This window comes from Streptomyces canus, assembly GCF_041435015.1.
Classification (GTDB): domain Bacteria; phylum Actinomycetota; class Actinomycetes; order Streptomycetales; family Streptomycetaceae; genus Streptomyces; species Streptomyces canus_G.
Window position 1 is genome coordinate 9,025,149 of sequence record NZ_CP107989.1, and the last position, 22,008, is coordinate 9,047,156.

The following is a 22,008-nucleotide window of genomic DNA, read 5'->3' on the forward strand; positions in this document are numbered from 1 at the left end:
GTCCTACGCCCGGTGCGAGCCTCAGCCCGCCGCGCGTCGGGTCAGCAGGGCGATGACCGCGGCGGTGGCGGCGAGGGCCGCAACGCTGGTGAGGGCGGCGGGGAGGGAGAACCAGTCGGCCATGAAGCCGATCGCGGGCGGGCCGAGGAGCATGCCGCCGTAGCCGAGGGTGGAGGCGATGGCCACCCCGTCGGGCCCGGCCAGCCTGCCCGCGCGCTCGACGGCGACGGGGAAGAGGTTGGCGAGACCGAGCCCGGTGATCATGAAGCCGAGCAGTGCGGCCCAGACGGAGGGGGCGAGGGCGCCGAGCAGCATGCCGAGCGCGGCCGTGGTGCCGCCGCCTACGAGCGTGCGGGTCTGGCCGAGTCGTTCGAGCAGCCTGGTGCCGGTCAGCCTGCCGATGGTCATGGCGAGCGCGAAGCACGAGTAACCGACCGCGGCGACGCCGGGCGTGGCGTCCAGGTCGTGCTCCAGATGCAGGGCGCTCCAGTCGGCCAGCGCGCCCTCGCCGTAGGCCGTGCACAGGGCGATCAGGCCGAAGGTGACGACGAGACCGCGGGTGCGGGTGCCATGGCGACGGGGCGCGGACGTCTGCCGGGGCGCATCCGGCGAGGGTGTCGGGGCCGGGATGCGCAGCAGGGTCCGGCCCGCGACCGCGGTGACGAGCAGACCGATCACGGTGAGGCCGAACAGGTGCCGTGTGGGGGAGAGGGCTCCGGCGACCAGCCCGCCGAGCCCGGCACCGAGCATGCCGCCCAGGCTGAAGGCGGCGTGGAAGCTGGGCATGATGGGCCGCCGCAGGGCGCCCACGAGATCGACGGCGGCGCTGTTGAACGCGACGTTGATGCTGCCGTACGCGGCGCCGAAGAGCAGGAGTACGGCGCCCAGTGCCACCGCGGAGTGGGTGAGTGGCGGCAGCGCGACGCTGAGGGAGAGCAGGACGGCGCAGACGACGGTGACCCGGTGGGTGCCGTAACGGCGGCAGAGGCGGCCGGTGAGCATCATGGTGATCACCGCACCGGCCGAGACGCCGAGGAGGGCGAGGCCGAGGGCGCTGGCGGAGGCGCCGGTCTGTTCCTTGATCGCGGGGATGCGCACGACCCACCCGGCGAAGACGAAGCCGTCGAGGGCGAAGAAGACGGTGAGGGCGATACGGAGTCGGGTGAGGGTGTTGTCCGGCACGGCGATGCGCGTTCGCATTTTGTTTATTAGCGGCACAAATTCAGCGTAAGCGTGTGCTCGATTGTCGGCAAGGATGTTCGAGTGAGCAAGGGTGTGGGGGTGGCTGGAGCGAACGTGGGAAACACGTCCGGCCGTCGGGCTCGATGACCACCCTGCGCTTGAAGTCACCGCCATCAGATCTGCACCCATTGCATGCCAACTTCACTCGGTTACTCGTGAGTCCGGTGCGGTGACGTTGGATGCTGGAAATCACGGAGCTGCCAGGCGGTTGGCTCAGGGCGGTTCCTTGAGGGCGAGAGGAGCGCTCCTGGTGGTGTCTGGCGCACGTGGTGTCATGGCCGGGGCGGGTCCGGTCGAGGTCGCGCGGCTCGGTGGGCTGTGGCGGGTGACCCGGCCCTGGCATCCGGGGTTGCGGCCGTACTTACGCAGTTACGTCGGCTACTGGGAAGCGGTGGCCACACCGTACGAGGCACGGTTGGTGCCGACGGGGCGCGCGACCCTGTTGATCAGTCTCGCGGAGCCGTTCTCGCAGGTGCGGCGGCTGGGCGTGCCGGACGCGGGCAGCGGGACCATCGGGTCGCTGGTGGTGGGGCTGGAGGACCGGCCCGCGATCTGTACGCATCCCGGCGGCCAGGAGGCGATCCGGGTGGAGTTCACACCACTGGGTGCGTACCGGCTGCTCGGCATACCGATGAGCGAGTTGACGAACCTGGCCGTCGGGATACGGGACGTTCTGGGGCCCGAAGCCGGGGTGTTGGTGGAGCGGATGGCAGCAACTCCTGACTGGGCCGCCAGGTTCGACCTGCTGGACGCGGCGCTGCTCGTCCGACTCGAGTACGGCCCGCAGCCCACGCCCGAGGTGGGACGCGCCTGGCAATTGCTCGCCGGCAGCGCGGGGGCGATCCCGATCGCCCGTATCGCCGCCGAAGTGGGCTGGAGCCAGGGATACTTGACTCGCCGGTTCACCCAGCAGATCGGACTCACTCCCAAGGCGTCCGCCCGGGTGCTGCGCTTCCGGCACGCCGTGGCGTTGCTCGGTCGCGGGGCCACGAGTCTGACCGAGATCTCCACGGCCTGCGGCTTCTACGATCAGGCGCACCTCAACCGCGAGTTCCGGGCCATCGCCGGGACCACACCCGGACAGATGGTGGCCGCGCGACGCGTGGAGGGGGCGATGGCTCTCACCACGAGTGCAAATTTGTCCAAGACCGCGTCGACTGCGGGCCTATAGCGTGCCCGCTTGTACAACCGATGGCCGGTCGGATGGCGCGGGGGACCGTCCGACCGGTCGGCCCACGCCGTCCGAGGCCGCAGAGGTTGCCGGCCGGCCAGGACACGTCCATCGACTCAGGAACCGCATTGACCGACAACGGCGTACGGCCGTGCAGAATTTCGCCCGCCGCACCCCACGGCGTCACGCCGGAGCAAAGGGCCGTACTGGAGACGAGGGGCAGGCGCTCCGTCGAGTTCGGTGCGGCCTGGTTCATCGGGGGGCTGCTCGTCGCCGTCGTCACCTTGGGGCAAGCCCAGGGCGCCGGCGTCCAGTTCGTGGTCTGGGTGCCGATGTTCTACGGCGTCCACCGGATCGTCTCCGGTTTCCAACTCATCAGGAAGAGCCGAGAGCTCTCGTAGGCTCCCTGGGTGTCCATGGCCCAGGACGCGGTCATGGACACCCGCCGGACAGCCGTAGGCGGCTGCCGCGTTCGCGGTCGTCAGGGCGACGAGGTTTCGGTGGTGGTGGGTGGGGTGAGGTCGTCCTCTTCGGGGAGGGCTTCGGTGTCGACGCCGCGGACCTGGCTCAACTCGTGTTTGAGTGCGGCGAGTTCGGCGCCGCCGGCCATGTGGTTGGTGAGTTCTTCGAGGGTGATCCGGTCGCGGGCGGCGGACAGTTCCATGGTGCCCAGGCGCAGCACGCTGAAGTGGTCGCCGACCATGTAGGCGTGGTGGGGGTTGTGGGTGATGAAGATGACGCCCAGGCCGCGGTCGCGGGCGGCGGCCACGTACTTGAGCACCACGCCGGACTGCTTGACACCCAGCGCGGCGGTGGGCTCGTCGAGGATGAGGACGCGGGCGCCGAAGTAGACGGCGCGGGCGATGGCCACGCACTGGCGCTGGCCGCCGGAGAGGGTGCCGATGGGCTGTTCGAGGTCGTCGAGGACGATGCCCATCTCGCGCAGTTCGTGGTCGGCGGTCTTCTTCATCTGCTCGATGTCCAGGCGGCGGATCGGCCAGGGGCCCTTGGTCATCTCGGAGCCGAGGAAGAAGTTGCGCCATACCGGCATCAGGGGGACCACGGCGAGGTCCTGGTAGACGGTGGCGATGCCCTTGTCGAGGGCCTCGCGGGGGGTGGAGAAGCGTACCGGGGTGTTGTCGACGAGGAACTCGCCCTCGGTGTGCTGGTGCAGGCCGGAGATGATTTTGATGAGGGTGGACTTGCCGGCGCCGTTGTCGCCCAGCACGCAGGTGACCTGGCTGGGGTGCACCTTCAGGCTGACCCCGTGCAGGGCACGGATGTTGCCGTAGGACTTGCCGGTGGCTCTCAGCTCGACGACCGGGGTGTCGTCCCGGGCTTCCGTGCTGCTGGTGAGGGTGTCCTCGTGGGTCGTTGTCATTGCGCGGTTACCTCCGGGTCGCGGTGCGGCTGACCCACAGATTGATCAGGACGGCGCCGAGCAGCATCACGCCGAGGAAGGCCTTGAACCAGTCCGGGTTCCAGTTGGCGTAGACGATGCCCTGCTGGACCATGCCGAACATGAACGCGCCGAAGACCGGGCCGATCGCGGAGCCCGCGCCGCCGGTCAGCAGACAGCCGCCGATCACCGCCGCGGAGATGTAGATCAGTTCCTGGCCGACGCCCTCGCCGGACTGCACGGTGTTGAAGGAGAACAGGTTGTGCATGCCGACGAACCAGGCGGCGAAGCCCACCAGCATGAACAGGCTGATCTTCGTGAAGGTGACCGGCACGCCCACCGCCCGCGCGGAGTCCTTGTTGCCGCCCACCGCGAAGATCCAGTTGCCGTACTTGGTGCGCAGCAGCACCCAGGTGGCGATCGCGGCGAACACCAGCCAGTACACAATCGTGATCTTGATCTGGACGCCACCGACGTCGAACGAGCTCCCGAAGACCTTCTTGGCCTGGTCGAAGCCGTCCATGGTGCTGATGTCGTCGGTGGCGACATTCCCGGTCACCAGCTTGGTCACCGCCAGGTTGACGCCCTGAAGGATCAAGAACGTGCCCAGCGTGATCAGGAAGCTGGGCAGACCGGTCCTGACCACCAGCCAGCCGTTGAGGAACCCGATCGCCAGCGACACCAGCAGCGCCACCACGACGCCCGCCCACACGTTCAACGTCAGCTGGAAGGCGAACATGCTCGCCGTCAGCGCCGACGTGATCACCGCGACACCCGCCGACAGGTCGAACTCCCCGCCGATCATCAACAGCGCCACCGGCAACGCCATGATCCCGATCGTCGACGACTGATACAGGATGTTCGCCATCGAACTGCCGTCCCGCACCGGCGGCGCGGCGATCAGGAAGAACACCCACACCGCCACCGCACCCAGGAACACCCCGACCTCGGGACGCGCCAACAGACGCAACGCGAGCGGTCGTTCCGAGGTCCGGCCGTCCTTGACCTTGCCCGGGCCGGAGGCCGGCGGTGACGACACCGCCGGCTCGGCGTGCTGGGTCATACCCATCACCTGGTGCCCTTCGCGGCGAACGCAGCCACGGTGTCGGCGTTGTCCTTGGTGATGAAGGCGGGGCCGGTCAGTACCGGAGCTGTTCCGCCGCCGCTGGCGTTGCCGTTGTTCTTGTAGAGCCACAGGGCGTCGACGGCGAGGTAGCCCTGGAGGTAGGGCTGCTGGTCGACGGCGAACTCGACGGAGCCGTTCTGGACGGCGGCGACGAGGTCCTTGTTGAGGTCGAACGTGGCGACCTCGGCCTTGCTGCCCGCGTCCTTGATGGACTGGACGGCGGTGAGGGCGAAGGGGGCGCCGAGGGTCACCACCTGGTCGATGCTGGAGTCCTGCTGGAGTTTGGCCGTGATGGTGGACTTCACGGACGGCATGTCGGTGCCGGTGACATAGATCTTGTCGGTCTTCCCCTTGAAGCCCTTGGCGAGGCCTGCGCAGCGGGATTCCAGGGCGACCTGGCCCTGGGACTGGACGACGCACAGGGCGTGCTTGGCGCCGAGGGTGTTGAGGCGTTCGCCGAAGGCCTGGCCGGCGATGTTCTCGTCCTGGCCGAAGTACTCCAGCATGCCCAGTTGCTTCCAGTCGTCCAGGCCGGAGTTGAAGCCGGTGACGGGGATGCCGGCCTTCTCGGCCTTGGCGACGACGGCCTTCATGGCGTCGGGTTTGGCGGCGGTCAGGGCGATGCCGTCGACCTTCTGGTCGATGGCGTTCTGGACGAGGTTGGCCTGGGCGCCGGCGCTGGGGTCGGCCGAGTAGACGAGCTTGATGTTGTCCTTGGCCGCGGCGGCCTGGGCGCCCTTGCGGACGATGTCCCAGAAGGTGTCGCCGGGCTCGGCGTGGGTGATCATGGCGATGGTCATCCTGGGGGTGCTCGCCTTGCCCGCGGAGGCGCCGTCCGCGCTGTTGTCCTCGGACTGTTTGCCGCCGGAGCTGCTGGAACAGCCGGCGGCGAGCAGGGTGCCCGCCAGGACGGTCGCGGCCAGGGCGGCGGCTCGGTGGTTTCTGTGCATGTCCCTTGCACCTCGCTGTGCTGTTCGAATGGGGATGAGGATCCGGCGTCGACAAAGGGGTTCCGCCCGGTCCGGAGAGCGCGGGCAAGCGGCTTGGAGCGCCTTGTGCGGCGGGAGACGTTGTCGCGGCAGCCGTGGGTGTGGGCCGCGCATCGGGTTACTAGAGCGCGTTACTAGTGCGCGCTAGGTGGTCGTACTATGAAATGCCCCGCTGGTGATGTCAAGAGATTTGTCAGGACGTATCGACAAGCTCCGCCGGTCGTCCCGTGTCCCTCGCGGGCTGCGGGCTGCGGCCCTGGTCGGACCGCGGCCGCCTCAGCGATGTGTGCCGGCCGCCAGGATGTGGGCGAGGACCTGCTCGGGATGGGTGACGACGAGATCGTGCCCGGCGGGCACCCGGCGTACGGTGATCGACGGACGGCCGGCCGCCAGGACGTCGACGGCCTCGCGCCAGGCCGTGTTGAGTTCGCGGGCGCGATCTCCCGATGTTCCGGCCATGGTCTCGGACATGATCATCGTGACGGGGCCGTCGACCTGGTCGAACCTCTCGGCGGAGAACCGCCGATGGGCCTCCACTTCGCGCAGCAGGCCGATGACGTCATCGGCCGACAGTAGCTGCCGTCGCGGTGTCCCGGCCAAGGATCGTTGCGTGTGCAAGGCCTCCTCGCTGCTGAGGCTCTCGCGCATCCCCGTGAGTTCGTCCTCGGTGAGAAGGGGGCGGGGCGTGGGGGTGGCGCCGTCGATGAGGATCAGTGCCCGAGGCCCCCCGGGCAGTGCTGCGGCATGGTCGAGGACGAGGTCCGCCCCGAGCGAGTGGCCCATCAGGACCGATGACTCGGGAGCGCCCAGGGCGGCCATGACGGCAGCGGCATCCGCGGCGAACGAGGCGTAGTCGTAGCTCGCCGCGTGGCTGCTCAGTCCGTGGCCGCGCAGATCGAACGTGGCGAGCCGGAAGAAGTCGCGGAGCGACTCCAGCAGTTGACCGAGATCCGCCTGCGTGGTGCTGAGTCCTGGGACGAAGACCGCTGGTGGCCCGTCGCCGGACACGGTGACAGGGATCGTCACATCGTCACGTCGGACCGTGAACGTCTCCATGAACAAGGGAGTCTAGGCCGTCGGCGAGCCGTCTCCCTATGTAGACAGTGTCTTTCATTTGAGACAGCCGCCGTGGAGGATGAGGCGTCCGTACAGAAGGGAAGTCCGCGTGGGGCCCGATTCCGCCATACTGCTCGCCGTCGCCGGCGTCGCCTCCGGGCTTGCCGGTTCCATCGCGGGTCTGGCCTCGCTGTTCAGTTACCCGGCACTGCTGGCCGCGGGCCTTCCTCCCGTGGCGGCCAACGTGACCAACACGGTGGCCCTGTTCGCCAACACGGCGGGAACCGCAGCCGGTTCACGCGAGGAACTGCGCGGACAGCGCAGGCGTCTCGTACGCCTCGCGATCCTCGCGGCCGCGGGCGGTTCCGTCGGTGCGGCGCTGCTCCTGGAGACTCCGGCCTCGGCGTTCAGTCAGGTCGTGCCCTGGGGATCGCCCTGGGATCGGTCCTCATCCTGGTACGGGAACCCCTGCGCCGACTGGCCGAGAACCACCCGCAGTTCACCGACGGCGGCACCCGAGCGAAGATCCCCCTGGCCGGCGCGGTCCTTCTGGTGGGTCTCTACGGCGGCTACTTCGGCGCCGCGGCAGGCGTCCTGATGCTGGCGATACTGTCCCTGTCCGTGAACGAGCCCCTGCCGGTCACCAACGCGGTGAAGAACATCGCCACCGGGGCCGCGAACGTGACCGCCGCCGTCGCCTACGCCTTCCTGGCGCCGGTCCACTGGACGGCCGCGGCCGCACTGGGCCTCGGTTGCCTGCTGGGCAGCCGTATCGGCCCGATCGTCGTACGGCGACTCCCCGAGAGGCCGCTACGGATCGCCATCGCCCTGGCCGGCCTGGGTCTGGCCGTCTCCCTGTGGCAGCGGGGCGGTTGAGGATCCGCGCAGGCGTGTGCTGTGCCGACCGCGGAGGCGACTCACCGGACCGGCGGTCATGTGGGACGCGTTCCTTGCCGCGACCGGTGGGCCCCTGCGCGGCGCCCCCGTGGGAAGGCGATTCGTGCGCACCCATTGACCCCCGGTGATCTCTCCATCTAGCCTCCGTCCTCATATGTAGACAACGTCTTTGTATGAGGATCACGTTCAGCGGAGTGACTTCAAGGGGTGCTCCGGTGAACTCTCCTCATCGCACTGCCAGTTCAAGGGAGAACTGACGCATGCCGCTCGTCGTGGTCGGAATCAGCGTCCTCGTCCTGCTCCTTCTGATGACGAAGCTGAGACTGAACGGTTTCGCCGCCCTCCTCCTGGTCGCCGTGGGTGTCGCCCTGGTGCGCGGCATCGGCCTCGAGGAGATACCGGACGTCCTCTCCGAGGGCATAGGTGACCAGATCGGCGACACGATGCTCACCATCGGGCTCGGCGCCATGGTCGGCCGTGTGATGGGGGACTCCGGCGCCGCGCAACGGATCGCCGGCAAACTCCTCGACGTCTGCGGCCCGCGCTGGGTGCAGGTCGCCATGGTGCTGTCCGCGATGCTCATCGGCGTGACGATGTTCTACGAGGTCGCCTTCGTGATCATCGTGCCGGTCGCCTTCACTCTCGTCCGGGTCACCCGGGTGAACCTCCTCTGGGTGGGGCTGCCGATGTCGATCGCCCTGTCCACCATGCACAGTTTCCTGCCGCCCCACCCGGGCCCCACGGCCGTGGCCGCGACCTTCCACGCCTCCGTCGGACTGACCCTGTTCTACGGTCTGTTCATCGCGGTCCCGGTCGGCGCGTTCATCGCGCTGCTGTGGCCGCGCCTGCCGTTCGTCCGGCGGATGAACCCCGAGATCCCCAAGGGCCTGGTCAGCGAACGCGTCTTCGAGGAGGAGGAGATGCCCGGCATGGGCTGGTCGCTGGCGGTGGCCCTGCTGCCCGTGGTGCTGATCGCCGGTGCCGCGGTGACCGACCTGGCCACCTCGGGCGACAGCGCCGGACTGCACTTCGTCGCCTTCATCGGCTCAGCGCCGATCGCCCTGCTGCTGACGCTGCTCGTGGCCGTCTGGGTCTTCGGACCCCGCATGGGGCGCAGCCTGGCCGAGGTCAGTACCTCGTGCAAGGAGGCCGCCCAGGCGATGGCGATGATCCTGCTGGTCATCGGCGCGGGCGGTGCCTTCAAGAACGTCCTCGTCGAGGGCGGGATATCCGACTACATCAAGGACGCGACCGACGGCTGGTCCATCTCGCCGATCATCCTGGCCTGGCTGATCGCCGCGATCCTGCGCGTGGCCCTCGGTTCCGCGACCGTCGCCGTCGTCACCGCCTCCGGCGTGGCACTGCCGTTGCTCGCGGGAAGCGGGGTGCACGCCGAGGTCATGGTGCTCGCCGTCTCCTGCGGGTCGATCGCCTTCTCGCACGTCAACGACCCGGGCTTCTGGATGTTCAAGGAGTACTTCAACCTGTCCGTCATCGACGCGATCAAGGCACGCACCACGTACACGACGGTACTCGCGATCCTGGGCCTCGGCGGTGTACTGGTCCTGGAACAGGTGCTGGACGCCCTGAAGGTCTGACCTCTCCCCTCGTCACTCGTCAGAAGGACACCGCCCCGTCATGAGCCAACCCGTCGTCACGAAGTTCTCCGTCCATCCCGTCGCCGGCCGGGACTCCATGCTCCTGAACCTCTCCGGTGCCCACGCCCCGTACTTCACCCGGAACGTCCTCGTCCTCGAGGACTCCGAGGGACGCACCGGTCTGGGCGAGGTACCGGGTGGCGCGGGCATCACCCGCACCCTCCGCGACGCCGAGCGCCTGGTCGTCGGGGCCCGCGTCGGAGACTACAAGCGTGTCCTGCGCACCCTCCACGACACCTTCGCCGACCGTGACTCGGGCGGCCGCGGCGCCCAGACCTTCGATCTGCGGACGACCGTCCACGCGGTCACCGCCGTCGAGTCGGCGCTTCTGGACCTGCTCGGACAACACCTCGAGGTCCCGGTAGCGGCGTTGCTCGGCGACGGCCGGCAGCGCGATGCCGTACGGGTCCTGGGCTACCTCTTCTACGTCGGCGACCCGGGCCGCACCGACCTCGACTACGTCCGTGAGCCCGGCGCGGAAGCGGAGTGGTACCGCATCCGGCGCGAGGAGGCACTGACCCCCGAGGCGATCGTCCGCCAGGCCGAGGCCACCTACGACCACTACGGCTTCCGCGACTTCAAGCTCAAGGGCGGTGTCCTGCCGGGCAGCGAGGAGGTGAAGGCCGTACACGCGCTCAAGGAGCGGTTCCCCGAGGCCAGGATCACCCTCGATCCGAACGGTGCCTGGTCCCTGCGCGAGGCGGTCGAGCTGTGCCGTCCGCTCGTCGGCACGCTCGCCTATGCCGAGGATCCGTGCGGTGCGGAAGGCGGTTACTCGGGCCGGGAGATCCTCGCCGAGTTCCGCCGGGCCACCGGGCTGCCCACCGCGACCAACATGATCGCCACGGACTGGCGGCAGTTGACCCACGCCCTGGCCCTGCAGTCGGTGTCCATCCCGCTCGCCGACCCGCACTTCTGGACCATGCAGGGCTCGGTCCGGGTCGCCCAGCTGTGCCATGCCATGGGGCTGACCTGGGGCTGTCACTCCAACAACCACTTCGACATCTCGCTCGCGATGATGGCGCACTGCGGTGCCGCCGCGCCGGGCGAGTACAACGCCCTCGACACGCACTGGATCTGGCAGGAAGGCCTGGAACGGCTCACCGTCGAACCGCCGCGGATCACCGGCGGCGAGGTCGCCGTCCCGGACACTCCCGGCCTCGGGGTCCGGCTGGACCCCGACCGACTCCGGGCCGCTCAGGAGCTGCACGAGGAGGTGGCCTCGACGCGCCGTGACGATTCCGCCGGAATGCAGTACCTGATCAAGGGCTGGACGTTCGACGCGAAGCGTCCGTGCCTGGTGCGCTGAGTTCCGCACGGACCGACATCATTGACATGGTCAAGACAGCTCATTAGCATCCGGGACACTTCGGAAAGCGCTTTCCAGTTCATGTCTCGACTTCCCCCCACGGGATCCACCCCCCACAGGATCCACCCTCACAAGAGGACCCCCACATGAACCCACGAAAGACCGCAGTGGCGGCAGCGCTCGCCGCCCTGCTTCTGGCCGGCCCCGGCGTCGCCCAGGCCGCCCCGCCCGCCGCGCCCGCACCCCGGGAACAGGTCGCGGCGGCCACCATCACCTGGACCCTGGAGCGGGCGAGCAACCCCACCGCGGACCAGCAGGCGGCGTACACCCGCATCACATCGGCGATGAACGCCGCGGTGACCCGTTACAACAACCTCAGCGACCTGGGGAAGTCCATCACCGTACGCTACGACACGAGCGTGCCCACCGCGGACGGCAACCTCAACGGAACCATCCGCTTCGGCAGCAACCGCAGTTACATGACCGAGCGGACCGCTCTGCACGAGATCGCCCACACCATCGGCGTGGGCACGAGTTCGGGCTGGTCCTCCCTCGGTGGCAGTGGCACCTGGACGGGTGCTCAGGCGACCGCCCTCGTGCGGCAGTTCGACGGTTCCTCGGCCAAGTTGTCCACCGGCGGCGGGCACTTCTGGCCGTACGGCCTCAACTACGAGAACGAGTTCTCCGGCACGGCGGCCGACCGCCACGTGCGGATCGTCGCCGCCATGGTGCGTGACGGTCTGTGAGCTGAGGGGTCCGGGGGCGAAAAACCGCTCCCGGACACGGTGTTCGGGCGCAGCACCGGCCCCTGCGGGGAAGGACCTTGGTCGACCGGCACCTCACCCGCGCACTGGAGGCTCCCTTGGACGCCCACGGCACACATGACACCTTCCGGCCCGGTCCGCTCTCCCGCCGCAGATTCCTCCAGGCCGCCGGTGCCACCGCCACCGCCGTCGCGGCCTCCGGTACACCCGCCTCGGCCGCCCCCTCCCACACAGCCACCCTCTCCCTGACCGCCGCCACCGGCGGTTCCGCGACGCTCTCCCCGGCCGGCGACCGGCTCGTCGCCGAAGTGCAGAACGTGCTCTGGTCGATACCGCGCACCGGTGGCACCGCCGTCGCGCTCACCTCGCCCGGCCTCGAACCCACCCGTCCGCAGTTCTCGCCCGACGGCGGCCGCCTCGTCGTGTGCGCCTACCGCGGCGGCGGCTTCCACCTCTGGACGCTGCGCTCCGACGGCGGCGACGTACGCCGGCTCACCGACGGCCCCTGGGACGACCGCGGCCCCGCCTGGTCGCCGGACGGCACCCGGATCGCGTTCGCCTCCGAGCGGGGCGGCGACACCGTGACCGGCAGCCCGTACCGCATCTGGCTCGTCGACGTACGCTCCGGCGCGCTGACCCGGCTCACCGGACGAGCCACCCAGGAGGGCCCTGCGCAGGGCGGGGGCTGGGAGGACTTCGACCCCACCTGGTCGGCGGACGGCGAGCGCGTGTTGTTCGTGCGCGCGGCCGTCACCGCCACCGGGACCCTGCGCGCCGACACCGTCGCCTCGGTCGCCGCAGACGGTTCGGGACCGGTCACCGTCGAGCACTCCGACGACTCCGGCGCCCAGCTCATGACCCCGGCCGTCTCACCCGGCGGCCGCCTGGCGTATCTGCGCACCACGCCCGCCCCCAGCGCCTCGTGCACCCTCGTCGTGGACGGCACGCCGATCGCCGTCGACGGCGATGTCCTTCCGGCGCCGCCCCGCTGGACCGACGGCGAACGGCTCCTGCTCGCGGTGGACGGCCACTTCCGCCTCGTGGATCCCAAGGCGCCCGCGGCGGGGGAGGAGATCCCGTTCACGGCCGCGATGCCCGTGCCACGACCCCGCTACCGCGGCAAGGCGTACGACTTGGAGGGCGCCGGCACCCGGCCCGTGCGCGCCCTGCATCTGCCCGCCCTCTCGCCCGACGGCAGCAGCGTCGCCTTCGCCGCGCTCAACTCCCTGTGGACCGCCCGGACGTCGGGCGGGCACGCACCCCGCAAGGTGCTCCAGGTCCCGCACACCCGCTATGTGCTGGGGCCGACCTGGACACCCGACGGCACGGGTCTGGTCTTCGCCGACGACCGGGACGGACTGTTCGCGGTACGGCGCCGGGACCTCGACTCCGGCGAGGAGACCGTGCTCGCCGACGGCGGCCGGGTCTTCCCCGCCCTCTCGCCCGACGGGACCCGGCTGGCCTGCCTGGACATGTCCGGCAACCTGCTCGTGCGCGACCTGCCCGACGGCAGCGAACGGACCCTCGTGGCACCGCTCGGCGCGGGCGGTCTGCCGGGCCGCCCCAGCTGGTCTCCCGACGGGCGGTACATCGCCCTGTGCGATCGCAACCGGCTCAACCAGCGCTTCCGCGAGGGCTACAACCTCATCCGCGTCGTCGACACCAGCACCGGCACCGCCGCCCTGCACGCCCTCGCCCCGCACACCTCCCTCTCCGACCGCTACGACTCCGGCCCGGTCTGGTCGCCGGACGGCCGCTGGATGGCCGTGGTCGCCGAGTCCGCTCTGTGGCTGCTGCCGGTCCGCCCGGACGGTACCCCCGACGGTGAGCCGCGCCGACTCACCACCGAGCCCGCCGACCACCCCTCCTGGTCCGCCGACGCCCACACCCTGCTCTACCTCTCCGCCGGTACCCTGCGCCTGATCGACGTCCGCAGCGGCAAGGCCCGTACCGTCAAGGTGCCGTTGGACTACCGGCGCCCCCGCCCCGCCGACACCCTCGTGCACGCCGGCTGCTTCTGGGACGGCACCGGAGCGGACGTCCGCGAGGACATCGACATCCTGATCCGTGACGGCCGTATCGCGGAGGTCTCCCCGCACCGCACCGGGCGATCGGCCGCACACCGACTCGACGCGAGCGACCGCACCGTGCTCCCAGGACTCTGGGACGCGCACACCCACCCCTGGCAGAGCACTTACGGCGGACGCCAGACCGCGCTCCAACTCGCCTACGGCATCACCACCGCCGTCTCCCTGGGCGGCTTCGCCTACGAGCAGGCCCGGATCCGGGAGGCGGTCGCCGCCGGAGTACTCGCCGGGCCGCGGCTGCTGGCCACCGGTGAACTGCTCGACGGGGCTCGCGTCGCCTACAGCATGGGCCGAGCGCACCGGACCCCCGAGGGGCTGCGGCGCTCGCTGGAGCGCGGAGCTGCGCTGGACTGGGACTTCGTGAAGACGTACGTCCGCGCGCCGGGGTGGGTGATGAAGGAGGCCGCGGACTTCGCGCACGAGCGGCTCGGTGTGCGCAGCGGCAGCCATCTCTGTACGCCTGGCGTGCAGCTCGGGCAGGACCTGACGACCCATCTGCAGGCCACGCAGCGGCTGGAGTTCGGGCACGCGACCACCGCCTCGGGCCGCGTCCACGAGGACGTCCAGGAGATCTACACCAAGGCGGGCTTCTCTCTCGTCGCCACCCCGTTCACGGCGCTCGCCCTGCTGGGAGCGGACCGCGCGCTCGCGGAGGACCGCCGTGTCACCTCCCTGATGCCGCCGTGGGACACCGCGTTGGTCCGCCAGCAGGCCGGCCAGCCCCCCACGACCGCTCAACTGGCCACCCTCGACCGGGAGGTGGACGTGTACCGGCGCATCCTGGCCGACGACGGTCAGGTCGCGCTCGGCACGGACCAGCCGCTCGTGCCGGTCGGTCTGCATCTGCATCTCGCCCTGAGGGCGCTGCACCGCGGCGGGCTGTCTCCCGCCGAGACCCTGCGCACCGCCACCCTGCTGCCCGCCCGTGTGTTCGGCGCGGACGCCGATCTGGGGACGCTGGAGGAGGGGAAGCTCGCCGATCTCACGGTCGTGGACGGTGACCCCTTCACCGACTTCGACACCCTGATCCGCACGGTGGCGGTGCTGCGCGGAGGTGTGCCCTTCGAGCAGGCGGACCTCGTGGACGCCTTCGACTCCGTGCCCCGCTCCGGGGTGTCCTCCGACGCGACCTCCGAGGCGGAATGGCTCGGGGTGAGCGAACAGATGCGGCGTGAGGGATGCTGCGATCCGGGGACCGCGCTGTGAGAGATGCCGAGCGATGCGGGTCTGACGCCTGGACGTCCACGGGCCCTGGATCTGACTTGTCCGATTCCTGTGTGGCGCGCACTCTGGGTCTGTGAGGCACCTCACCGCGCGAATTGAGCAAGAATGGCCACTTTTGATCAAGGGAACGGTCACAGCGGGTGGTCATCCGATGTCGCGACGGTCACCCTCAGCCTGGACGGCGTGGTCACAGGGTGGAGCGAGGGCGCTCGTCGACTGCTGGGCCACCGGGCTCCGGAGGTCGTAGGGCGCGCCGCGACGGATCTGCTCCTCGGCGAGGGGGCTCCCGGGGCGACCGGGCTCTCCCTCACCGGCTCCCAGGAATGGAGGGGCACGGCGGCACTGCGGCATCGGGACGGCCACCGCGTCGAAACGGCCCTGCACGCCCAGCCGTCGCTGGGCGGCGACGGTATGGCCCACTCGTTCGTCGTGGCCCTCTCCCCGGGCCCCGACCACAGCATGGTGGAGTGGGCCTTCGACCAGGCCTCGATCGCGCTCTCCACGCACAGCGTGACGTCCGGCTCGTGGCGCCGGAACGCGACGGCGGAGAGCGGGGGGCGAGGGACGACAGGCGGGGGCGGGGCGGGACCGGTTGGGGTCGAGGGCGGCGTGCGGCCGGTGGGGGTCGACGGTGGGGCGCGGCCGGTTGGGGTCGAGGGCGGCGTGCGGCCGGTGGGGGTCGAGGGTGGAGGGCGACTGGTTGAGGCCGAGGGTGGAGCGGGACCGGCTGGGGTCGACGGTGGGGCGCGGCCGGCAGGGGTCGAGGGCGGCGTGCGGCCGGTGGGGGTCGAGGGTGGGGCGCGGCCGGTTGAGGTCGAGGGCGGCGTGCGGCCGGTGGGGGTCGAGGGTGGGGCGCGGCCGGTTGAGGTCGAGGGCGGCGTGCGGCCGGTGGGGGTCGAGGGTGGAGGGCGACTGGTTGAGGCCGAGGGTGGAGCGGGACCGGTTGGGGTCGAGGGTGGGGCGCGGTCGGCAGGGGGCAAGGGTGGAGCGCGAGTCGTAGGGGCCGAGGAGCGGGCGGTGGGCGCCGAGGGCGGCGCGCGATCGCCGGGAGCCGGGGGCGAGTCGCCCGCACGGGGTGGAGAAGAAGCTGTCGCCACGGGCGGGGATGAGCCGGCGATGCGCCAAACCGCACGCGGGCCGGCCCTCGACGCCGGATACGAGCCGCAGGCGCCCGCCCCCGCCGACGAAGGCTTCCTCCGGTGTGTCCGCCGGGTCGCCGAGGAACGCGCCCCGATGCGCTACGAGTGTCTGGCCCCGGAGCCGGTCTGCGCCCCCGGCGCCGCCGCTCCCCGCGGCTCCGCCCACCACCGCGCCTGGGTCATCGAGCTCTGGCCCGTCCGCGACCCCGCGACCGGTGAGGTCGTCGGCGTGGGCACCGCCGCGTTCGACAGCAGCGACCAGCACGCGGCCCGGCAACGGCTCGCTCTGCTGCAGGAGGCCGGCAGCTGCATCGGCACCACCCTGAACGTGACCCGCACCGCCCAGGAGCTCGCCGATCTCGCCGTCCCGCGCCTCGCCGACTTCGTCAGTGTGGACCTCCTGGACTCCGTGCTGCGCGGGGACGAACCCGTGCCGGGACCGGTCGACGCGGCCGTGGTGCTCCGCAGGGTCGCCCACCAGTCCGCCGCCGAGGGGGAGGGCGTCCCCGAGGCGGCCGTCGACCTCGGCGGGATGGACACCTACCCGCCCTTCTCGCCGCCCGCCCGCTGTCTGGCCGACGGGAAACCCGTGCTCAGCGGCGCGGGCGACCCCGACTTCGCCGCCTGGATCGCCGGTCACGAGATGCGCACCGCCCGCGTGGCGGAGTACGGGTTCCACTCCGTCATGGCCACCCCCCTGCGCGCACGGGGCATCACCCTCGGCGTCGCGGTCTTCACCCGCAGCAGCGGCTCCCCGGCCTTCGAACCGGACGACCTGATCCTCGCCGAGGAACTCGCGGGCCGGGCCGCGGTCGGCGTCGACAACGCCCGCCGCTACACCCGCGAGCGCACCAACGCCCTCACCCTCCAGCGCAGCCTCCTGCCCCGGGACCTGCCCAAACAGGCGGCCGTCGAGGTGGCGTACCGCTATCTGCCCGCCGGCACCGGCGCGGGCGTGGGCGGCGACTGGTTCGACGTCGTGCCCCTGTCCGGCACCCGCGTGGCCCTGGTCGTCGGAGACGTGGTCGGGCACGGCATCCATGCCTCCGCCACCATGGGCCGGCTCCGCATCGCCGTCCGCACCCTCGCCGACGTGGACCTCCCCCCGGACGAACTCCTCACCCACCTGGACGATCTGGTCACCCACCTGTCCACGGACGAGGAGGACCTCGCTCCGGACGAGCCGTACGTCGTCAGCGGCGAGATCGGTGCGACCTGTCTGTACGCCGTCTACGACCCGGTCTCCCGCGTGTGCACCTTCGCCAGCGCAGGTCACGTCCCGCCCGTCGTGCTGCTCCCCGACGGCACGGCCCGGGTGGTGGAGCTGACGCCGGGGCCGTTGCTCGGCGTCGGAGGACTGCCCTTCGAGTGCACCGAACTGGAGCTGCCCGAGGGCAGCCTGCTGGCGTTCTGTACCGACGGCCTGGTCGAGGCGCGCGACCGTGACGTCGGGCTCGGACTCGACCGGCTCTGCGAGTCCCTGGCCGGGCCGGTCGCCTCGCTGGAAGCGACCTGCGACACCATTCTCAAGGCGCTGCTGCCCAAGAGCTCCTCCGACGACGTGGCCCTGCTCCTCGCCCGCACCCGCGCCCTGCACGCCGACCAGGTCGCCGCCTGGTCCCTGCCCTCCGACCCGGCGATCGTGGCCGACGCCCGCGCCCAGGTCACCCGTCAGCTCACCGCGTGGGGACTGGAGGAGGCGGCGTTCGTCACCGAGCTGGTGGTGAGCGAGCTGGTCACCAACGCCATCCGCTACGGCGCCGTTCCGATCGGCCTCCGCCTCATCCGCGACCGGACCCTGATCTGCGAGGTCTCCGACGCCAGCAACACCGCCCCGCATCTGCGCCGCGCCCGCACCTACGACGAGGGCGGCCGAGGGCTGCACATGGTCGCCCAGCTCACCCAGGGCTGGGGCACCCGCCAGACGCCCGTGGGCAAGACCATCTGGGCCGAGCAATCCCTCCCGGCCGGCTGACCATGGCGGCGCGACCCAGAACCGACGACTCGGGCGGCGGCACGCACACGCTGGGGCTCCTCTACCCGCCCTCCGGACGCCTCCACGACTACACCACCATGCAGCTCGCCTTCGTGGGCGGGGTGGCCGAGGCCGCCGCCCAACAGGGCTACGACCTGCTGCTCGCCCCCGCCGGCAGCCATGGCGACCCCTCTTTCCCGCGGATGATCGACGACCGGCGGGTGGACGGTGTGATCGTCATGGAGATCCGCCGGGAGGACGATCGCGTCGAGCGCCTGGCCGAGGCGGGTTTCCCCTTCGTGGCCATCGGCCGCAACCACCGGGCCGACGCGGCCGGCTGGGTCGACCTGGACTTCGCCGGACTGGCCGGCGGCTGCGTCCAGCACCTCGCCGACCTCGGCCACCGCAGAATCGCCTTCGTCAACCGGTCCGAGCAACTGTTCAACAGCGGCTACGGCTTCGCGCGGCTCGGGGACGAGGGCTACACCCAGGCGATGAAGAAACTGCTGCTCACCCCGCACGCCTACCTGTGCGGCGACGACCTCGCCTCGGGGGAGAAGGTCGTGGAGCGGATCCTGAGCGAGGACCCGGCGACGACGTCGCTGGTCACCATGAACGAAGCGGCCCTGGAGGGCGTCTACCGCGGACTCACCCGGCACGGCCGCAGCGTGCCGCGCGACTTCTCCGTCGTCGGCGTCGCGGCCAGTCCCTGGGCCGAACAGGTGAACCCGCCCCTCACCGCCGCCGAGATACCCGCCAAGGAGATGAGCCGGGTCGCCGTGGACCTGATGATGCGGCGGCTGCGCTCACCGGACTCGCCGCCCCGGCACGTCCTGCTGAAACCGCTGATCACCCTGCGCGGCAGCACGGGACGCTGCCAGACGGTGCCGGGCTCGGAACCCGAGAATGAACTCCCCGATTTCCCTGATATAGACCTGGATTTCTGATACGTCCGTTTCTGTGACCCGATCACCGAACCCTGGGAGCAGAACATGTCGTACCCCCTCGACCGCCGCGGTTTTCTCCGCGCCTCGGGCGCGACAGCGGCCGCTGCCGGCCTCGGCGCAGGTGCGGCCATGACCTCCTGCAGCTCGGACACGTCGGGCCCGGTGACCCTCGAATGGTGGGACTACTTCACCCTGGACAATTTCCAGCCCGGAATGAACCGCCTGATCAAGGACATCGAGGCCGGCGTCCCGGCCGTGCGGATCGAGCGGCGGACCTTCCCGTTCGCGGAGCTGGAACGGCAGATCACCCTGGGCGCGATCTCCGGCGACCTGCCCGACCTCGCCATCGTCGACAACGTCGCCATGAACACCCTCGGGAGCAGCCGTCTGCTGGCCGACCTCACCGCCAGAGTGAAGAAATGGGGCCAGGCCGACCAGTACTACAAGGGCCCCTGGGAGGGCTGCCAGGTGGGCGGAAAGACTCTGGGCATCCCCAACAACAGCAACTGCCTCGCCCTCTACTGCAACACCCGCATGCTCAAGTCCGCCGGCGTCGAACCCCCCACCACCTGGGACGAACTGGCCTCCGCCGCCCAGAAACTCACCAGCGGCGACCGCTACGGCCTGGCGCTGAGCGCGATCAACACCGAGGAAGGTGTCTTCCAGTTCCTGCCGTTCCTGTGGCAGGCGGGTGGCGACCTGGACACCTTCAGCACCTACGGCGCCACCGCGCTCACCTTCCTGGACGAACTGATCGCCAAGGGCTCTCTGTCCGAACAGTGCGTGGGCTGGACCCAGCAGGACGTCAACACCCGCTTCCTCAACCAGCGTGCCGCGATGCAGATCAACGGCCCGTGGCAGATCCCCACCCTGAAGAAGGCCGCCTTCGACTGGAACGTCGTCGCCCTGCCGCGCGACAAGGAGGCCGCCACCTGCCTGGGCGGCGAGAACTGGGTCGTGATGGCGAACAGCAAGCACGTGGACAAGGCGTGGGAGGTCCTGGAGTACACGCAGCGCCCCTCGGTCCTGGTGCCGTACCTGGTGGCCTTCGGTGAACTCCCCGCCCGCAAGGACCTCGCCGACCGCGGCAGCTGGGCCTCGGACCCGGCCCTGCGGCTCTTCCTCAGCCAGCTGCCCCTGGCCCGGCCGCGTCAGTACGGCCCCCACTACACCGAGGCCTCTCAGGCCATCGCGGAGGCGGAGCAGGCCGTGCTCACCGGATCCGCGTCCCCGTCCGCCGCGGCCAGGACCGCGGCCGTGAAGATCGACAAAGCTCTGAGCGCGCAATGAACCAGCCCTCCGCGCGCCGCCGCCGCACCGGCTACCTCTTCTGCCTGCCGGGCATGGCCTTCCTCGCCCTTTTCCTGGCCTACCCGCTGCTCTACAACGTGTGGACGTCCGTCCACGACGTCGACCTGGGCCAACTCCTCGGTGGGGCCGAGCGGTTCAACGGACTGGACAACTACCGGACCGTGGCCGACGACCCGGCCTTCTGGCACTCCGTGCGCCTCTCCCTGGTCTTCACCCTCGGCTCGCTGCTGCTCCAGTTCACGATCGGCTTCGCCCTGGCTCTGCTCTTCGCCCGCCCGTTCCCCTTCAACGGCCTGCTGCGCTCCCTCCTGCTGGTCGCCTGGCTGCTGCCGCCGGTGGTCAGCGGCACCCTCTTCCGCTGGATGCTGGACGCGGAGTCCGGCGCCTACAACGCCCTGTTCCAGGCAGTCGGCCTGAGCGGTCTCTCCCACGACTGGCTCACCGACCCGTCCACCTCGATGGCGGGGGTGGTCTTCGCCAACGTCTGGGTCGGCGTGCCCTTCAACATGCTGCTGCTCCTGGTCGGACTGCACACCATCGACCCCGAACTCCACGAGGCCGCCGCCATCGACGGAGCGAGCGCCGGCCAGCGTTTCCGCCACATCACCCTCCCGCTGATGCGGCCCGTCTCGGTGACCGTGCTCCTCCTCGGCCTGCTCTACACCTTCAAGGTCTTCGACCTCGTCTTCGTGATGACCGGCGGCGGCCCCGTCGACGCCACCCGCGTGCTCTCCCTCTACGTCTACGAGGTGTTCTTCTCGTTCTTCCGGTTCGGCCAGGGAGCCGCGGCCGGCCTGCTGCTGCTCGTCGTACCCCTGCTGGCAGGCGTCTGGTACGTACGACGGCTGCGGCGCGAGGACGAGGCGCCGGCGGGAGGTGCCGTATGAGACCACCGCGCCACCCCTGGCTGTGGACCGTGATCGCCACGCTCATCACCGCCGTGTTCCTGCTGCCGGTGTACTGGATGGTGAAGACCAGCCTCACCCGGCCGGACCGCATCCTGAGGCCGGACCCGCAGTGGGCGCCCAGCCCCGTCACCGGCGAGAACTACTCGACGGCCCTGGGCTACGAGGGCCTGACCCGGGCCCTGTTCAACAGTCTGGTCATCTCCTGCGGGGTGGTCGCGCTCACGCTGCTTCTCGGCGTCCCGCTGGCCTACGCCCTCGCCCGCATCCGCATGCGGGGCTCGGGCACGATGGTGCTCGCCCTCCTCGTCGCCCAGCTCCCGCCCGCCATCGTGCTGGCGGCCCCGCTGTTCATCCTCGAACGCCGGGCCGGCCTCACCGGCACGTACCTGGGCCTGATCGCCGCCGACACCACGCTCACGCTGCCCTTCACGGTGATCGTGCTGCGTCCCGTGATGCGCAGCATGTCCCCGGAGCTGGAGGAGGCGGCCCTGGTCGACGGCTGCGGACTCCCCGGTGTGCTGCTGCGGGTCGTCCTGCCGCTCATGGTGCCCGGAGTGGTCGCGGCGGCCGGACTGTCCTTCCTGATCGGCTGGGGCGAGTTCCTGTTCGGGCTGACGCTCGGCGAGGGGCCCGACGTCCAGCCCGTCACCGTCCTGCTCAACGCCTTCATCGGGCAGCACGGGACGTCGTGGGGCGCCCTGATGGCCACCGCCACCCTCATCAGCATCCCGGTGGTCTGCGTCTTCGCCGTCTTCCAACGCTTCATCGTCGGCGGGCTCACCGCGGGCAGCGTGAGGGGCTGAACG

Annotated in this window: 18 protein-coding genes and 1 pseudogene; 13 read left to right on the forward strand and 6 right to left on the reverse strand. The window is 70.5% G+C overall.

The features are described from left to right. Positions 1 to 21: 21 nt before the first annotated feature. Positions 22 to 1,200 (reverse strand): MFS transporter, encoded by a 1,179-nt coding sequence (locus OG841_RS41145; protein ID WP_328636723.1) that lies wholly within the window; start codon positions 1,198 to 1,200, stop codon positions 22 to 24. 295 nt (positions 1,201 to 1,495) lie between these two features. On the opposite strand from OG841_RS41145, the gene OG841_RS41150 reads away from it, so the two are divergent. Together OG841_RS41150 and OG841_RS41155 are read left to right on the forward strand one after the other, a co-directional pair. Beyond that, complete coding sequence (locus OG841_RS41150) at positions 1,496 to 2,413, forward strand: helix-turn-helix domain-containing protein (protein ID WP_328636722.1); 918 nt, start codon at positions 1,496 to 1,498, stop codon at positions 2,411 to 2,413. A gap of 128 nt (positions 2,414 to 2,541) precedes the next feature. Then, positions 2,542 to 2,814 (forward strand): hypothetical protein, encoded by a 273-nt coding sequence (locus tag OG841_RS41155; protein WP_371569447.1) that lies wholly within the window; start codon positions 2,542 to 2,544, stop codon positions 2,812 to 2,814. 80 nt (positions 2,815 to 2,894) lie between these two features. Here OG841_RS41155 and OG841_RS41160 read toward each other — a convergent pair whose 3' ends face one another. The 4 genes from OG841_RS41160 to OG841_RS41175 form a co-directional block, all read right to left on the reverse strand. Then, positions 2,895 to 3,794, reverse strand: a complete 900-nt coding sequence (locus tag OG841_RS41160) for an ATP-binding cassette domain-containing protein (protein ID WP_371569449.1) — start codon at positions 3,792 to 3,794, stop codon at positions 2,895 to 2,897. 7 nt (positions 3,795 to 3,801) lie between these two features. Then, on the reverse strand, positions 3,802 to 4,881 hold the full coding sequence (locus tag OG841_RS41165; protein ID WP_371569452.1) for an ABC transporter permease: 1,080 nt from the start codon (positions 4,879 to 4,881) through the stop codon (positions 3,802 to 3,804). After that, positions 4,881 to 5,888 carry a substrate-binding domain-containing protein gene (locus OG841_RS41170; protein WP_371569455.1) on the reverse strand — a complete coding sequence of 336 codons (1,008 nt, stop codon included), beginning with the start codon at positions 5,886 to 5,888 and terminating at the stop codon, positions 4,881 to 4,883. The genes OG841_RS41165 and OG841_RS41170 overlap by 1 nt, the downstream gene beginning before the upstream one ends. A 315-nt stretch (positions 5,889 to 6,203) precedes the next feature. Next, the gene (locus OG841_RS41175) at positions 6,204 to 6,983 is read right to left on the reverse strand and encodes an alpha/beta fold hydrolase (protein ID WP_371569458.1); all 780 of its coding nucleotides are present in this window, start codon (positions 6,981 to 6,983) and stop codon (positions 6,204 to 6,206) included. Positions 6,984 to 7,062: 79 nt separating this feature from the next. Here OG841_RS41175 and OG841_RS41180 point away from each other — a divergent pair. From OG841_RS41180 to OG841_RS41205, 6 genes and pseudogenes are all read left to right on the forward strand, one after another. Then, positions 7,063 to 7,344 (forward strand): annotated as a pseudogene (locus OG841_RS41180) (hypothetical protein); the annotation flags it as partial. 116 nt (positions 7,345 to 7,460) lie between these two features. Then, positions 7,461 to 7,859, forward strand: a complete 399-nt coding sequence (locus OG841_RS41185; RefSeq protein ID WP_371570977.1) for a sulfite exporter TauE/SafE family protein — start codon at positions 7,461 to 7,463, stop codon at positions 7,857 to 7,859. A 281-nt stretch (positions 7,860 to 8,140) separates the two neighbouring features. Then, a complete protein-coding gene (locus OG841_RS41190; protein WP_328636715.1) occupies positions 8,141 to 9,478 on the forward strand; it encodes a gluconate:H+ symporter in 1,338 nt (445 codons plus the stop codon). A gap of 40 nt (positions 9,479 to 9,518) precedes the next feature. Then, complete coding sequence (locus OG841_RS41195) at positions 9,519 to 10,847, forward strand: enolase C-terminal domain-like protein (RefSeq protein ID WP_371569462.1); 1,329 nt, start codon at positions 9,519 to 9,521, stop codon at positions 10,845 to 10,847. A 146-nt stretch (positions 10,848 to 10,993) separates the two neighbouring features. Further along, on the forward strand, positions 10,994 to 11,593 hold the full coding sequence (locus OG841_RS41200) for a hypothetical protein (RefSeq protein ID WP_371569464.1): 600 nt from the start codon (positions 10,994 to 10,996) through the stop codon (positions 11,591 to 11,593). A gap of 116 nt (positions 11,594 to 11,709) precedes the next feature. Beyond that, positions 11,710 to 14,904: an amidohydrolase family protein gene (locus OG841_RS41205; RefSeq protein ID WP_328643468.1), complete on the forward strand. Its 3,195-nt coding sequence runs from the start codon at positions 11,710 to 11,712 to the stop codon at positions 14,902 to 14,904. A 162-nt stretch (positions 14,905 to 15,066) separates the two neighbouring features. On the opposite strand, the gene OG841_RS41210 is transcribed toward OG841_RS41205, so the two are convergent. Continuing rightward, positions 15,067 to 16,047, reverse strand: a complete 981-nt coding sequence (locus tag OG841_RS41210) for a hypothetical protein (protein ID WP_371569467.1) — start codon at positions 16,045 to 16,047, stop codon at positions 15,067 to 15,069. On the opposite strand from OG841_RS41210, the gene OG841_RS41215 reads away from it, so the two are divergent. From OG841_RS41215 to OG841_RS41235, 5 genes are read left to right on the forward strand one after another with little or no spacing between them, the layout of a single operon-like run. Continuing rightward, on the forward strand, positions 16,039 to 18,036 hold the full coding sequence (locus tag OG841_RS41215; protein ID WP_371569469.1) for an ATP-binding SpoIIE family protein phosphatase: 1,998 nt from the start codon (positions 16,039 to 16,041) through the stop codon (positions 18,034 to 18,036). The two genes, OG841_RS41210 and OG841_RS41215, sit on opposite strands and share 9 nt — an antisense overlap. A gap of 2 nt (positions 18,037 to 18,038) precedes the next feature. Next, positions 18,039 to 18,983 (forward strand): LacI family DNA-binding transcriptional regulator, encoded by a 945-nt coding sequence (locus OG841_RS41220; protein WP_365116750.1) that lies wholly within the window; start codon positions 18,039 to 18,041, stop codon positions 18,981 to 18,983. 45 nt (positions 18,984 to 19,028) lie between these two features. Further along, complete coding sequence (locus OG841_RS41225; RefSeq protein WP_371569472.1) at positions 19,029 to 20,273, forward strand: sugar ABC transporter substrate-binding protein; 1,245 nt, start codon at positions 19,029 to 19,031, stop codon at positions 20,271 to 20,273. Continuing rightward, positions 20,270 to 21,181: a carbohydrate ABC transporter permease gene (locus tag OG841_RS41230; protein ID WP_328636708.1), complete on the forward strand. Its 912-nt coding sequence runs from the start codon at positions 20,270 to 20,272 to the stop codon at positions 21,179 to 21,181. Before OG841_RS41225 ends, OG841_RS41230 begins: the two co-directional genes overlap by 4 nt. Then, positions 21,178 to 22,005, forward strand: a complete 828-nt coding sequence (locus OG841_RS41235; protein ID WP_328636707.1) for a carbohydrate ABC transporter permease — start codon at positions 21,178 to 21,180, stop codon at positions 22,003 to 22,005. The genes OG841_RS41230 and OG841_RS41235 overlap by 4 nt, the downstream gene beginning before the upstream one ends. Positions 22,006 to 22,008 lie beyond the last annotated feature (3 nt).